The sequence below is a fragment of the Blautia wexlerae DSM 19850 genome (genome assembly GCF_025148125.1).
Lineage (GTDB): Bacteria > Bacillota > Clostridia > Lachnospirales > Lachnospiraceae > Blautia_A > Blautia_A wexlerae.
This window is the reverse complement of sequence record NZ_CP102267.1, coordinates 3512988-3528095: the sequence shown is the minus strand read 5'-3', so window position 1 is coordinate 3528095 and position 15108 is coordinate 3512988. Positions and strand designations below refer to the sequence as shown.

The following is a 15108-nucleotide window of genomic DNA, read 5'->3' as shown; positions in this document are numbered from 1 at the left end:
GAAGAATGGATGTTAAGAATCATAATACAAACAGAAAGAAACGGGTTGTGAGAAAACGATGGAATGCAGCAGTTCTTATTGCCCTATTTGTTGGAATCCTTTTGACTGTTTTCCAATATTTGGGGTTTGTATCGAAGACTGTTTATGAGGAAAGTGTTTCTCACCTGACAGAAATTTTTCATCAGTCTGATAATATGCTAAGTGAGCTGACAAATAAGAATCTGACTTATCTCCATATATGGGGGGAATATTTGCAGAACACTTCCGATGAAAGTGAAATTCGTGAGTATATAGAGAAAGCACAGGAAGATGCAGGCTTTTTAGATTTTTATTTCCTGTCAGCGGACGGGAACTATAAGATGGCAACAGGTGAAACCGGGTATCTGGGATTGCAGGAAAATATTGAAGATGAGATCCGGCAGGGAAATGATGTGATAACCAATGCAACGGTTCCCGGAAAATCCCAGCTCCTTGTTTTTGCTACTCCCAGGCCTCATGGAAGTTATCAGGGCTTTGAATATGATGCCATTGCCATTGCCTATGAAAACTCTGATATCGTAAATGTGCTGAATATTTCTGCTTTCAATGGAAATGCCCAGAGTTATGTGGTTCATCCGGATGGCCGTGTTGTTGTGGATCATTCTTCTGAGGCATGGGGAGAGGTGTATAATTTCTTTGGGATTCTGAGAGAACATTCCAATATGTCTGAAAAAGAGATCCTTAAACTTTCAGAAGAGTTTAAGGAAGGACATACAGATGCAATGCTGATAAATCTGGATGGAGAGGATTACTATCTGGTCTATGAGAAATCCAAACCTCAGGACTGGATCTTTCTGGGACTTGTCCAGGCTGATATCGTCAATGCAAGTATGAATGTTCTGCAGCGTAGCACTGTGCTGCTTGTAAGTGCAGTAGCGGTGTGTATTGCCGGTCTTTTTATTGGAATTATTCTCCGGAAAAACAGGGTAAACCTGAAGAGAAAGGATACGGAGATCCTGTACAGGGACGAATTGTTTCAAAAGCTGTCAATGAATGTAGATGACGTTTTCCTGATGCTGGATGCAAAAACATATCAGGCAGATTACGTCAGTCCCAATGTGGAAAAACTGCTGGGAATTACAGTAGAACAGATTCGTAAAGATATTTGTGTCCTTGGAAAACTGCATCCCGGGGACGTTGAAGATCCGGAGAAGAAGTATTTGGAAGAAATCCAGGTTCATGAGCAGCAGGAATGGGATCTTGAATATGTTCATCAGAAAACAGGAGAACACCGCTGGTTTCATAACGTTGCAATGGGCAGCGAGGTAAACGGGAAAAAGAAATATATCCTGGTTCTGTCAGATCGTACCTCTGACAGAAAAATGAATCAGGCCCTTTCTGAGGCGGTCCGCGCTGCGGAGACTGCAAACAAGGCAAAGAGCACCTTCCTTTCCAATATGTCTCACGATATCCGTACACCAATGAATGCGATCATTGGTTTTACCACACTGGCTGTAAGCAACATTGATGATAAAGAAAGGGTTCGGGATTATCTGGGTAAGATTCTTTCCTCCAGTAATCATCTGCTCTCACTGATCAATGATATCCTGGATATGAGCCGTATTGAGAGCGGGAAAATCCATCTGGAAGAGACGGAAGTCAGTCTGTCAGAGGTTCTTCATGATCTGAAAACCATTATCAGCGGACAGATCCATGCGAAACAGTTAGAGCTTTACATGGATGTCATGGATGTTATCAATGAGGATGTTTATTGTGACAAGACCAGGCTGAATCAGGTACTGCTGAATCTTTTGTCCAATGCGATCAAGTTTACTCCTGCAGGCGGAACCGTTTCTGTCCGGCTGAGAGAGTATCCGGGTATACAGAGAGGCTGTGAACTGTACGAAATCCGGGTAAAGGATAACGGAATCGGCATGAGTCAAAAATTTGTACAGAAGATATTTTCTCCTTTTGAGAGAGAGCGGACTTCCACTGTAAGCAGGACTCAGGGTACAGGACTGGGCATGGCTATCACCAAGAACATCGTGGATATGATGGGCGGAACCATTGAGGTTCAAACAGAACAGGGCAAAGGTACTGAATTTATTATCCGTCTGCCATTGCGGATTCAGCCTGAGAACCACCGTATAGAGAAAATCGCAGAACTGGAAGGTCTGAAGGCATTGGTAGTAGACGATGATTTCAATACCTGTGACAGTGTGACTAAGATGCTTGTAAAGGTTGGAATGCGTTCGGAATGGACACTTTCCGGTAAGGAGGCTGTTCTCCGTGCACGACAGTCTATGGAAATGGGGGATGCATTCCACGCTTATATCATTGACTGGCGTCTGCCTGATATGAATGGCATTGAAGTTACCCGTCAGATCCGCAGTCTTGGTGATGATACGCCAATCATTATCCTGACTGCTTACGACTGGTCAGATATTGAAGTGGAAGCCAGGGCAGCAGGGGTGACTGCGTTCTGTGCCAAACCTATGTTTATGTCAGATATCAGAGAGACTCTGATGGCTGCTATCGGTCAGAAGCAGGCCGGGGCAGAGGATAATATTCTTCCGGCAGCAGATTCAGATTTCAGAGGCAGGCAAATACTGCTTGTGGAAGATAATGAACTGAACAGAGAAATTGCAGTAGCACTCCTTAGTGAATATGGTTTTCAGGTTGATACAGCGGAAGATGGAGCAGAGGCTGTGGAGAAGGTTAAGAATTCAAGACCAGGTGATTATGATCTGGTGCTTATGGATGTGCAGATGCCTGTAATGAACGGATATGAGGCTACTGAGCAGATCCGTTCACTGGATGATCCGGCACTGGCGGGAATTACGATCCTTGCCATGACTGCCAATGCTTTTGACGAAGACAGAAAGAAAGCACTGGCATGTGGTATGGATGGATTTCTATCCAAACCAATTGTTATAGAGGAATTGATCAGTACATTACAAAACAGTCTGGGGTAAGTTTTCTGTTTGAACTGTGATAATGGGATATGAAAAGTGGTTTGATGAAAGCAAGGAGGAGCAACGAATGATTTGTGGAATGACGTATTTTCAGATATGTCTGTATTTTCTTATTTATTCTTTTGGCGGCTGGGTTGTTGAAGTTATTTTTCATGCAGTAGCGTTGGGAAAAGTTATAAACAGAGGTTTCCTGAATGGACCGGTCTGCCCGGTATATGGATTTGGGGTGCTTTCTGTTTTTGCTTTGCTCAATACAATTCAGGGCAGCGGGCGTCAGATGAGTGATGGAATGATTTTTGTGTTTGGAATTGTTCTGGCAACTGCGGTGGAGTTGGTTGCAGGCTGGCTGCTGGATGTGTGTTTCCACGCAAGATGGTGGGATTATTCAGATAAACCCTTTAATTTTCATGGCTACATTTGCCTGGAGTTTTCTCTGATCTGGGGACTGGCTATCGTTATGGTAGTAAAAGTTTTCCAGAAGTATGTAGAGGCACATGCGTTACATACACCTGCAACCTGGGAGTGGATTGTGATAGCAGTTTTGTATGCTGTGTATCTGACAGATTTTATTGTGACGGTAGCAGTGATCCAGGGACTGAATAAAAAGCTTACCAGACTGGATAAGGTTCGCTCAGATTTGAGAATTGTAAGTGATAAACTGAGTGATACACTGGCTACGACTACGATTGGCACAGCACAGAAAGTGGGAGAAGGAAAGGTTCAGGCAACTCTTGCAGCAGCAGAACTGCGTGATGCAACTGCCGCACAGCGAGAAAAATCTATCGAAATGCTTCGTATAAAAAGAGCGGAGCTTCAGGCTCAGTTTGAGGAACTGTCCAGCTCTATTACCAATCATACCGTTGTCGGTCAGGGGCGTATCATCAAGGCATTTCCGAAGATGCAGCACAGAGACTATTCCGAACTGATTCAGGAGCTGAAAAAGAGATTAAAATAGATTAAAATGCAGAGGGAGGCTTCAGGTGAACAGACAGGCAGTACAGACCTTAAAGACTTATTTTGGATATGATACATTCAGAGAAGGGCAGGAGAGTGTTGTGGAGTCCATTCTGGAACACCGGGATGTGCTTGCAATCATGCCGACAGGAGCCGGAAAATCCATCTGTTATCAGGTACCGGCACTGATGCTGTCAGGAATTACGATTGTAATTTCTCCTCTGATCTCACTGATGCAGGATCAGGTAAAGGCTTTGAATGAAGCGGGAATACATGCCGCATTTATCAATTCTTCACTGTCGGAAAGTCAGATTAGCAAGGCGTTGTACCTGGCAGCAGGAGGAAGATACAAAATTATTTATGTTGCACCGGAACGTCTGGAAAATTATGAGTTTCTGGAATTTGCCAGACAGGTGGAGATTTCCATGGTGACAGTGGATGAGGCACATTGTATTTCACAGTGGGGCCAGGATTTCAGACCAAGCTATGTCAAAATCGTAGACTTTGTAAAAAATCTTCCCGGTCGTCCGATCGTCAGTGCTTTTACCGCAACTGCAACAGAGGAAGTAAAGAACGACATTCTCTGTACTTTAAATCTGGAAGATCCGAAAGTAGTGATTACCGGGTTTGATAGAAAGAATTTATATTACAGCGTGGAAAATATCCGGCGAAAAGACGATTTTGTGATGGATTACATAGACAGACATCCAACAGAGAGCGGGATTATTTACTGCTCTACAAGAAAAAATGTGGACAATCTTTTTGAACTGCTTTTCCAAAAAGGAGTTGCTGTTACCAGATATCATGCAGGACTGAATAATGAAACCAGAAAAAAGAATCAGGATGATTTCATTTACGACAGAACCCCCGTTATTATTGCAACAAATGCATTTGGAATGGGGATTGATAAATCCAATGTGAGATATGTGATCCATTACAATATGCCGCAGAGTATGGAGAATTATTATCAGGAGGCAGGACGTGCAGGGCGTGACGGAGAGAATTCCCAGTGCGTTCTATTGTTTTCTGCACAGGATGTTATGATCGACCGAATGCTTCTGGATAACAAAGATTTTTCCGATGTGGATGAAGAGGATGAATTTCTCATTCGTCAGCGGGATATACGAAGGCTTCAGATCATGGAAGGATATTGTAAAACAACAGGATGTCTGCGAAATTATATTCTGGAGTATTTCGGTGAAAAGACCTTCGGTCCCTGTGATAATTGTGGAAATTGCCACAGAGAATACCATGAGACAGATATGACCAGAGAGGCGAAGTGGGTAGTGAACTGTGTAGCTGAGACGAGAGGAAGGTATGGACTGACAATTGTGCTTGGTACTTTGCTGGGGGCTAAGAGAGCCCGGTTGAGGGAGCTTGGAGCAGATAAGTATAAATCTTATGGAGCATTGAATGATCACAGTGAGGCAGAACTCAGGGCACTGATCAGCCAGATGACTGAGATGGGATATCTCTATCAGACACAGGAACGTTACAGTGTGCTGAAACTGGGCGATATTTCTCCGCTAAGAGATGAAAATACTCACGTGATCATGCGTACTTACGAGGAAAAAGAACCGGATAAAAAGAAAAAGCCCCAGAAATCTGTCAGAAAACGCAGTACAGATGCGCTTACGGCAGCAGGTTACGATTTATTTGAAGCCCTGCGGAAACTTCGTCTGCAAATTGCAAAAGAGGAAGCCATGCCTCCATATATCGTGTTCAGTGATAAGACGCTGATAGATATGTGCATCAAATGTCCGTCAAATGAAGAAGAAATGCTGGAGGTTTCCGGTGTGGGCGAGAATAAGCTAAAGAAATACGGTCAGAGATTTCTGGAAGAGATACAGAAGTTCTGCCTGGAACGTCCGAATGCGGTTTTGAGTATGTCGGAAGATGAAAATGGTAATCCCTGAGAACAAAGGTTGGAAAACAGATGAATATAGAAAAATATACGGAAGAATTAATCACATTGAGACATTACTTTCATCAACATCCGGAGCTGGCACTTCAGGAAGTGGAGACGTCTGCATATATCCGGAAATATCTGGAGAAACTGGGATATGAGATTGTGCCGATAGAACCTACAGGATTGATCGCGGAACTTCCATCTCTGAGAAACAGGGAGAAACTGGTTGTACTCAGGGCGGAGATGGATGCATTGCCCATACAGGAGCAGACAAATCTACCATATGCATCAGTAAATCAGGGATGTATGCATGCCTGCGGTCACGATATGATCCTGGCAGCAGCACTGATCCTTGCAAAAATTGTGGCAGAAGAGCAAAGAATGCAGGAAAGTTTTCCGGTCAGGCTCCGGTTCCTTTTTGAACCTGCAGAGGAGATTGGTGAAGGTGCAAAAAGAATGCTTCAGGCCGGAGCATTAGAGAATCCGAAAGCAGATGCATTTCTGATGTTTCATTACGCAGCGGATATGACATTTGGGATGGCAGTGCATCGGGGACAGGCATCTTCCATGATCAACAGTATGCAGATTCATGTTCATGGAAAATCCAGTCACTGGTGTGAAGCGGATAAGGGGATTGATGCAATTTATGCAGCTGCTCAAGTGATAAGTGCCATTCATAATCTGAATGAAAGTTTTGGAAAACAGCATCCGGATGCAGGAAAATATATTGTGGGTACGGGTACGATCCATGGCGGTGAATATACGAATATTATTGCAGACCATGTGGTATTAAACGGAAATATACGCGCAGTTCATGAAGAAACTTACATGGCACTTGAGCACGAGCTGGAGAGAAATCTGCAGGAAATTGAAAAGCAGACTGGCACACAGATCCGTATGGAATTTCCAAAAGATCCGGTATATGCGTTTGCCAATGATGAGGAACTTACAGAGACAGCAAAGGCAGTGGGTGAAGAAGTATTCGGGGATAAGTTTGTCCTGGAAGGAGAAGATGAGCTGTTTCTTTCAGGTGATAATGCATACAGATATTTCAGAGAAACCAGAGGACTTTTCACAGTATTTCTTGCAGGAATACCAGGAGAAAATCATCCTCTGCATCATCCGAAATTTCAATTGGATGAGAGGATACTGCCGTACAGCGTGGAAGCATTGTATAAGATTATAACTACATTATGAGTATTGCAATTTTGGAAAATAATGAATGGTGATGTGGTTCAGCAGAGCGTGAAATTCTACTGAACTGGATCAATGTATTATTTACGCAGATTGCTATGGAAGGAACGTCAGCAGGATGGATAATTTGTATCTGTTCTGCTGTTTTTTGAGTATACTCGTAATAATTTCAGAGAATACTGTAAATTGACCAAATTAAGTAAGCCCTGCTTCAATTGAGGATATCCACCTGACTCTATGAAAAATCTCGTTACTGTTCACTCCGTTCACAGTAACGTAGCCAAAATTCATTCCAGATTGCCTGCGGCAATGGAATTTTGGCTTGTATGTCTCGGGATTTTGGCATATTCATGCCAAAACATCTCGCGGGACAGTGGTGTGTGAACAATAACAAAATCTTATAAATAAATGAAAAAAATTACCAAAAGGACTTGAAAATTGGATTAAAATAGTATAATATAAAAACATAAACAAATTAAGAATGCATAGCAACTATAACTTATTAACGTTGAGTGATAGCAGATTGCTGAATAGTAACGGACAGACGATATACTATAAAGAAAGAATTGAGGGCAGAAATATGAAGATTACAGATACCATTAAATATGTCGGAGTTAATGACCATCAGGTAGATTTGTTTGAGGGACAGTATGCAGTGCCAAACGGAATGGCATATAATTCCTATGTGATTCTGGATGACAAGGTTGCAGTTATGGATACTGTAGATGCCAATTTCAAACATGAATGGCTGGATAATCTTGAACAGGCACTGGGCGGACGTAAGCCGGACTATCTGATCGTTCAGCATATGGAGCCTGACCATGCAGCAAATGTAGCGAACTTTCTGGAAGTATATCCCGGCACTACAGTAGTAGCCAATGCGAAGACATTTGTAATGATCAAGAATTTCTTCGGACTGGATCTGGAAGGGCAGAAACTGGAAGTAGAGAATGGTTCTACACTGAGTCTGGGAAATCATAATCTTACTTTTGTATTTGCGCCAATGGTACACTGGCCGGAGGTTATGGTGACTTATGACAGCACAGATAAAGTTCTTTTTTCGGCAGATGGATTTGGTAAGTTCGGTGCTCTGGATGTGGAAGAAAACTGGGATGATGAAGCAAGAAGATACTTTATCGGTATTGTTGGTAAATATGGCGCACAGGTACAGAGACTTCTGAAAGTAGCAGCTACTCTGGATATTCAGATCATCTGTCCGTTACATGGTCCGGTACTTACAGAAAATCTGGGACATTATATCAGCCTCTATGATACCTGGTCCTCTTACACACCGGAGGAAGAAGGAATCGTAGTTGCATATACTTCTGTATACGGACATACCAAAGATGCAGTCAATCAGTTTGTGGAGAAATTAAAGAGCAAGGGATGTCCGAAAGTAGTTGTTTATGATCTGGCAAGAGATGATATGTCTCAGGCACTCAGCGATGCATTCCGCTACAGTAAGCTGGTACTGGCAACAACTACTTATAATGCAGGAATCTATCCGTTTATGAATGACTTTATTACCCGTCTGGCAGAGCATAATTTTCAGAACCGTACGGTAGGTCTTATTGAAAACGGTTCCTGGGCACCTCTGGCAGCAAAAGTAATGAAAAATATGCTTTCTGAATGTAAGAAGATCAACTGGCTGGACACCACAGTGAAGATCATGTCCGCAGTAAATCAGGAAAACAGAGATCAGATGGAAGCGATGGCTTCCGAGCTTTGTAAGGAATATATTGCAAAGAATGATGAACTGGCAAATAAAAATGACATGACAGCATTATTCCGCATTGGTTATGGTCTCTATGTAGTGACATCAAATGACGGTAAGAAGGATAACGGACTGATTGTCAACACAGTTACCCAGCTGACAGACTCTCCGTTCCGTGTTGCAGTTAATATCAATAAGGCAAATTATTCTCACCATGTTATCAAGCAGACAGAGGTGATGAATGTAAACTGTCTCTCTGTAGAAGCTCCGTTCTCTGTATTTGAACAGTTTGGTTTCCAGAGTGGAAGAAGCGTGGATAAATTTGCGGGACAGAAGGTGAATCGTTCTGATAACGGACTGATATTCCTGGACAAATATATCAACGCATTTATGTCCCTGAAAGTAGAGCAGTATGTAGATCTGGGAACTCACGGAATGTTCATCTGCAGTGTGACAGAAGCCCGCGTGGTAAGTGACCAGGAGACAATGAGCTACACCTATTATCAGAAAAATGTAAAACCGAAACCTGAAATAGAAGGTAAGAAAGGATTTGTATGTAAAGTCTGCGGATATATCTACGAAGGTGATGAACTTCCGGAAGATTATATCTGCCCACTGTGTAAACATGGAGCTGTAGACTTCGAGCCAATTGGATGAAAGATTTCTCTTGTTAAACTGCTAAAGAGTGGCATTCTGTTATATGAATAATTGTTGAGATTTCAGAGTGATCTGATTGATAAAATAAAAAATAGAGATTGTCAGTGGTTATTAAATAGCTGGCAATCTCTATTTTTGCTCCAGTATTAATAGAAACATTATGGAATGTAAAGAAATTTTGATAGACGAATTCAATAACAATATGTTACACTTTATGAAAGTTAGAGTTTAATATATCAAATATAAAGGGAAGTGTGTCTATTGAAACAAATTAAAAAGAAACTTCCAAAAAGAATATATTGGAATATTATGAACTTTCTGAGCATTATGATGAAATAAAAATGTGGTATGACGGATATCGGTTTGGAAATGTAGAGGTTTACTGTCCCTGGGATGTGATAAATTATTGTGATGAATTGCGTATAAACAATATGGCGCAGCCACAGAATTACTGGTCTAATACTAGCAGTAATGAAGCAGTGAAACGCTTTATTCAGGAGACTGATAAGGAACGGTCAGAAAGGAAATTGAGAAACTGATAGCAGGAGAAACAATTGTAAAGGAGATTTATCAGGAACTGACATATCAGGATATGTATGCTTCGATTGAAAACCTGTGGAGTGTTCTTTTTACTACGGGATATCTCACACAGACTGGAAGAAAAGATACAAATACGTTCATGTTTACCATTCCTAATATGGAAATACGTAATATTTTTCTGACACAGATTATGGAATATTTTAAGAAAACTGTTTCTGAGAATGGAGAAGCACTTGAAGTACGGTATTGCATTTTACAAAAAGAAATGCAAAGTAATGGCAGTCAAATAAATGAAAAACAAATACAAAAAAGCAGCAGAACCATTGAGGGATAGTGATTCAATGGTTCTGCTTTTTACTGTCTGTATTGATGAAGTTGCTTAATGTAACTGGAACACAACAGTTTCGTAAGGTTTGAGTACAAGTGTTCCAATTCCGTATTCAACTTCATTTTCTCCGTAATTGGAAATGATTACGGGAGTGTTGCACGATAATTCAATATCTTCAGCGCCATAATGGAATTTCTGCATGGATGCAGAGAAATTATGCACTGCCAGCCATGTCTCGTTCTGCCAGCTTCTGGTGTAGGCGATAACCGGTCCCTCTTCCGGGCAGCAGAGTTTGAAATCTCCATGAGCCATTATCGGGTGTTTTTTGCGTAGTGCGATAAGATTCTGGTAGAATCTGAAAACGGAAGAGTCATCATTCATCTGGCTTTCTGCGTTAATGAGTTTGTAGTTTGGATTGACACCCAGCCACGGAGTATGCTCAGAAAATCCGCCGTTTGGACTGTCGTTCCACTGCATAGGCGTTCTTGCATTATCACGGCTGATACTTCTGGATTCTGCCAGTGCTTCTTCAGGAGAAGCTCCCTGTTCGATCATGGTTTTATAATAATTGCGGGTATCAATGTCATTGTAATCATCGATAGATGGGAAGGCAACATTGGTCATTCCCAATTCTTCGCCCTGGAAAACAAAGGGGGTACCGGGAAGTGTGTGCAGATAACATGCCAGCATTTTTGCAGATTCTGACCAGAATTCTCTGTCATTTCCGTAAAGGGAAACCTGACGCGGTTTGTCGTGATTACTTAAAAATCTTGCCCACCATCCGTCTTTTTTCAGGATTTCATAATCTTTCTTAAGATCACGTTTCATTTTCTCTGGTGACCATGTCTGGATTTCAACAATCGGAGGGACAAATGGAATAGCCATATTAAATTCTTTGCTTGCTGCGCTGGAATAGTTGATGGCATCCTGTTCATTGTTGATATTAACTTCTCCTACACTCATCAGATTGTCGGGAGTCATTGTTTCTGCAACCATTTCACGGATGTAGCGGTGGGTTCCCTCCAGATTTACACACGCTACAGTACCAATGGGTTCATTCATATCTGCACGTCCGTCCAGTCCTTTGTCAAGATAACTGATGGCATCAATGCGATATCCGTCAACACCTTTCTCATTCCAGAAACGGATAATATCAAAAATTTTCTCTTTAGTTTCCGGATTATCCCAGTTCAGATCCGGTTGTTCTTTAGCAAAGAAATGGAGATAGTATTGTCCACGTTCAGGAACATATTCCCAGGCACTTCCGCCAAATACGGACATCCAGCAGTTGGGTGCGCCTCCGTCCGGTGCAGGATCACGCCAGATATAGTAATCACTGTAAGGATTATTGCGGGATTTCTTTGATTCCCGGAACCATTTATGTTTATCTGAAGAATGGTTCAGAACCAGATCCATGATAATGGCGATACCGCGTTCATGCGCACCGTCGCGGAAAGCATCCCAGTCTTCCATAGTTCCGAATTCTTCCATGATCGCGAAGTAATCAGAAATATCGTAACCGTTATCCACATTCGGAGAAGCATAGACAGGAGACATCCATACTGCATTGATGCCAAGCTCCTTCAGATAATCCAGCTTCTCAATCATTCCCTTCAGATCACCGATTCCATCATTGTTGCCATCTTTAAAACTTCTTGGGTAAATCTGGTAGATCACCAGATCTTTATACCAGTCTTTTTTGTGTTTCATATGTACATCCTTTCGTCTTTTTGCATAAATAAACTCTGAAATTATTATATTGTATTGTGCAAAAAAACGCAATAAAGAAAATGAGATTATTACTTCCTTAACAAGTACGGAGTTACTGTTCACACACCACTATTCCGCGAGGTGTTTTGGCATGAATATGCCAAAATCCCGAGACATACAAGCCAAAATTCCATTGCCGCAGGCAATCTGGAATGAAAGACACCGGAAAACACAGATAGTGTTTTATGTGGCGCCATGTTATGATGGAATTGCTGTAAATCATAGAAATGATTTATCAAGAGGGAGGTTTTTGAAATGAATACAACAAAACTGGAGAAAAAGAAACTACCAGTCGAATTAGCACAAATTCAGTACATTACGAATCATGCGGATGGCCATGGAGAGAACAATAACTGGTGATTTTCACGAAAAAAAAGTTGTTACGAAAACTATATTGCAATTTGCACAAAAAATAAGTATAATAAAAAAAACAATTGCGCATAAGGTATATAAAATGCTGCTTATAGCAACGTTGATACCAGATTGTGGATCAATTGGAGAAATATAAGCGGTAAGAGTGAAAAATCACGAAGGAGACAAGAATCATGGGAAAAAGAGCAGCAGGAATATTAATGCCGATCAGCAGTCTTCCATCAGACTATGGCATCGGATGTTTTTCCAAAAGTGCATATGAATTTGTAGACTGGTTAAAGGAAGCCGGACAGACTTACTGGCAGATTCTGCCATTGGGACCGACCAGCTATGGAGATTCTCCATATCAGTCTTTCTCTACATTTGCAGGTAATCCATATTTTATTGATCTGGATACACTTGTGGAAGAAGGAGTTCTTGATAAGAAAGACTGCGAGAAAGTTAACTGGGGAAAGAAGCCTGATGAGGTAGATTATGAAAAAATCTACAAAGGCCGTTATCCTCTTCTGAGAAAAGCATACGAGAACAGTGATATCAGCAAGAATCCTGACTATCAGAAATTCGTAGCAGAGAACAGATGGTGGCTGTCAGATTATGCTCTGTTTATGGCAGTAAAAGACCGTTTCGAAGGTGTAGAATGGACCAAATGGGCTGAGGATATCAGACTCCGCTGGAACAATGCCATGGATTATTATCGTGAAGAACTCTATTTTGATATTGAATTCCAGCAGTATATGCAGTTTAAGTTCTATGAGCAGTGGATGAAACTGAAATCCTATGCAAATTCAAAAGGAATCCAGATCATTGGAGATATTCCGATTTATGTTGCCATGGACAGTGCTGATGCATGGGCGCATCCGGAGCTGTTCCAGCTGGATCAGGATAATGTACCACTGGCAGTAGCAGGATGCCCTCCGGATGGATTTTCTGCAACCGGTCAGTTATGGGGAAATCCGTTATATCGCTGGGATTATCACAGAAATATAGGATATCAGTGGTGGATTTCCAGAATGAGTTATTGCTTCAGACTGTATGATGTTGTGCGAATCGATCATTTCCGTGGATTTGATGAATATTTCTCTATTCCATACGGAGATAAAGATGCAAGAGGCGGACACTGGGAAAAGGGTCCCGGAATTGATCTGTTCCGTAAGATTGAACAGGCGCTTGGATGGAAGCAGGTTATCGCGGAGGACTTGGGATATATGACAGATTCCGTACGTCATCTGGTATATGAGAGCGGCTTCCCGGGAATGAAGGTTCTGGAATTTGCGTTTGACTCCAGAGATTCCGGATGTGCCAGTGATTATCTGCCACATAATTATCCGGAGAACTGCGTGGCATATACAGGAACCCATGATAATGAAACTATCGTGGGATGGTGGAATAGCATCACAGCAGCTGAGAGAAAACTGGCGAGAGATTATCTGTGTGATCATGCAACACCGGAAGAAGAACTGTATAAATGTTTCATCAGTCTGATCATGCGCAGTGCTGCGCGTGTCTGCGTTATCCCAATGCAGGACTATATGGGACTGGACAACAGATTCCGAATGAATAAACCATCTACAGTTGGTACGAACTGGAAGTGGAGAATCAAGAAGAGAGATCTTACAAAGAAACTCCAGAAGGAAATCTATGATGTGACACTTCGTTACGGACGTAAGAACTGGGATTAAATACATAATGAAATAATTGGAATAATGACAGCGTTTCGGATATAAATAATATTCGGAACGCTGTTTTTTTAACCGAATCAAGCAGTTATTTGGTAAAAAAAGCAACGAAGTGGTTGGTTTTATCTGTTTTGTTTTATCCAGTCAGAGTCATTTGTCAGAGGGAAAAAAGGACAGTTTCGCAAGGTCTTTATTTTTGTATGAAAAAGAAAACATTGAAATTGTTTTGACGGGCGTACAATTGAAAAAGAAATGCATTGATTTTCGGGCAATGTCTGATAAAATATTAACCAGAAAAAACAAAAGAACAGATTTTCAGGAGGGAACATAAATGAACTATAACAGATTAGAAAACAGTCTGATTGATGTGATCAAAGAGGAACAGGCGAAGCTTGGATATATGAAGGAGAAGATCAGCCTTTATTATCCGCTCAGTTCCCTGAATCATTTCTTTGGCAATGAGACGGATGCTGCAGGCATGATGGAGATTTTAAAAGATTTTCCTTCTTATATAAAAGAGAAATTTGGTGAAGTAGCAGTATCACACAGAGGAGATCGTTTCTGCTTCACTGTTTCGGAAAAAGCTTCCGAATATGTACATAATAATATGAAAGAGAATGAATTCATCAAGGCATTGATCGAACTGGTTGGCAGACATGGATGTACGATAGATGAAATTAAAGAACTGTTCCATTCTTATTCAGATAAAATCATTACTGAACCAATGGATAACGAGGAGTTTGATGTGATGATCCGCTTTGATGACGGATCAGATCCTTATTATTATTGTTTTAAAGATGAAGGATGCCATATCATTTACCACAGATTTCTGCCGGAAGACTATGCAGATTTTGGATTCTGATAAGAATGAGTGAAAATTTTCCAACTGTCGGATCAGCAAAAATATATGTGATATTTGCAACAAAAGTATGTTATTTTTTTGTCAAATATCAACAAAAATAAGTCGAAATTCTATATTGACAGATAGTCTCAATAATGGTAATTTTTATTTGATTTAATGTTTTCATTTATAGAAACAG

Annotated in this window: 10 protein-coding genes; 9 read left to right on the top strand and 1 reads right to left on the bottom strand. The window is 41.2% G+C overall.

The window, feature by feature from the left end; all coding sequences use genetic code 11:
• The first annotated feature begins 5 nt into the window (after positions 1 to 5).
• The 7 genes from NQ550_RS16400 (at position 6) to NQ550_RS16370 (ending at position 10256) form a co-directional block, all read left to right on the top strand.
• Positions 6 to 2954: a hybrid sensor histidine kinase/response regulator gene (locus NQ550_RS16400; RefSeq protein WP_025580642.1), complete on the top strand. Its 2949-nt coding sequence runs from the start codon at positions 6 to 8 to the stop codon at positions 2952 to 2954.
• Between the two features lie 67 nt (positions 2955 to 3021).
• Positions 3022 to 3909 carry a putative ABC transporter permease gene (locus tag NQ550_RS16395; protein WP_022380196.1) on the top strand — a complete coding sequence of 296 codons (888 nt, stop codon included), beginning with the start codon at positions 3022 to 3024 and terminating at the stop codon, positions 3907 to 3909.
• A 25-nt stretch (positions 3910 to 3934) separates the two neighbouring features.
• Positions 3935 to 5824, top strand: a complete 1890-nt coding sequence (recQ, locus tag NQ550_RS16390; protein ID WP_025580644.1) for a DNA helicase RecQ — start codon at positions 3935 to 3937, stop codon at positions 5822 to 5824.
• A 20-nt stretch (positions 5825 to 5844) separates the two neighbouring features.
• Positions 5845 to 7014, top strand: a complete 1170-nt coding sequence (locus NQ550_RS16385) for a M20 metallopeptidase family protein (RefSeq protein WP_025580646.1) — start codon at positions 5845 to 5847, stop codon at positions 7012 to 7014.
• Between the two features lie 577 nt (positions 7015 to 7591).
• Positions 7592 to 9382 (top strand): flavin reductase, encoded by a 1791-nt coding sequence (locus tag NQ550_RS16380; protein WP_025581249.1) that lies wholly within the window; start codon positions 7592 to 7594, stop codon positions 9380 to 9382.
• Positions 9383 to 9681: 299 nt separating this feature from the next.
• Positions 9682 to 9921 carry a hypothetical protein gene (locus NQ550_RS16375; protein ID WP_025581250.1) on the top strand — a complete coding sequence of 80 codons (240 nt, stop codon included), beginning with the start codon at positions 9682 to 9684 and terminating at the stop codon, positions 9919 to 9921.
• Positions 9922 to 9974: 53 nt separating this feature from the next.
• Entirely contained in the window at positions 9975 to 10256 is a 282-nt protein-coding gene (locus NQ550_RS16370; RefSeq protein ID WP_025581252.1) for a hypothetical protein, read from the top strand.
• Between the two features lie 45 nt (positions 10257 to 10301).
• Here NQ550_RS16370 and NQ550_RS16365 read toward each other — a convergent pair whose 3' ends face one another.
• A complete protein-coding gene (locus NQ550_RS16365; RefSeq protein ID WP_025581253.1) occupies positions 10302 to 11960 on the bottom strand; it encodes a glycoside hydrolase family 13 protein in 1659 nt (552 codons plus the stop codon).
• A gap of 605 nt (positions 11961 to 12565) precedes the next feature.
• Here NQ550_RS16365 and malQ point away from each other — a divergent pair.
• Both malQ and NQ550_RS16355 read left to right on the top strand, forming a co-directional pair.
• The gene (gene malQ / locus NQ550_RS16360; RefSeq protein ID WP_025577607.1) at positions 12566 to 14071 is read left to right on the top strand and encodes a 4-alpha-glucanotransferase; all 1506 of its coding nucleotides are present in this window, start codon (positions 12566 to 12568) and stop codon (positions 14069 to 14071) included.
• A gap of 328 nt (positions 14072 to 14399) precedes the next feature.
• Entirely contained in the window at positions 14400 to 14930 is a 531-nt protein-coding gene (locus NQ550_RS16355; RefSeq protein ID WP_025577603.1) for a DUF3877 family protein, read from the top strand.
• Positions 14931 to 15108 lie beyond the last annotated feature (178 nt).

Coding starts and splice junctions, on each gene's coding strand:
- NQ550_RS16400 (WP_025580642.1), top strand. CDS start 6: ATGGATGTTAAGAATCATAATACAAACAGAAAGAAACGGGTTGTGAGA.
- NQ550_RS16395 (WP_022380196.1), top strand. CDS start 3,022: ATGATTTGTGGAATGACGTATTTTCAGATATGTCTGTATTTTCTTATT.
- NQ550_RS16385 (WP_025580646.1), top strand. CDS start 5,845: ATGAATATAGAAAAATATACGGAAGAATTAATCACATTGAGACATTAC.
- NQ550_RS16380 (WP_025581249.1), top strand. CDS start 7,592: ATGAAGATTACAGATACCATTAAATATGTCGGAGTTAATGACCATCAG.
- NQ550_RS16370 (WP_025581252.1), top strand. CDS start 9,975: ATGTATGCTTCGATTGAAAACCTGTGGAGTGTTCTTTTTACTACGGGA.
- NQ550_RS16365 (WP_025581253.1), bottom strand. CDS start 11,960: ATGAAACACAAAAAAGACTGGTATAAAGATCTGGTGATCTACCAGATT.
- malQ (WP_025577607.1), top strand. CDS start 12,566: ATGGGAAAAAGAGCAGCAGGAATATTAATGCCGATCAGCAGTCTTCCA.
- NQ550_RS16355 (WP_025577603.1), top strand. CDS start 14,400: ATGAACTATAACAGATTAGAAAACAGTCTGATTGATGTGATCAAAGAG.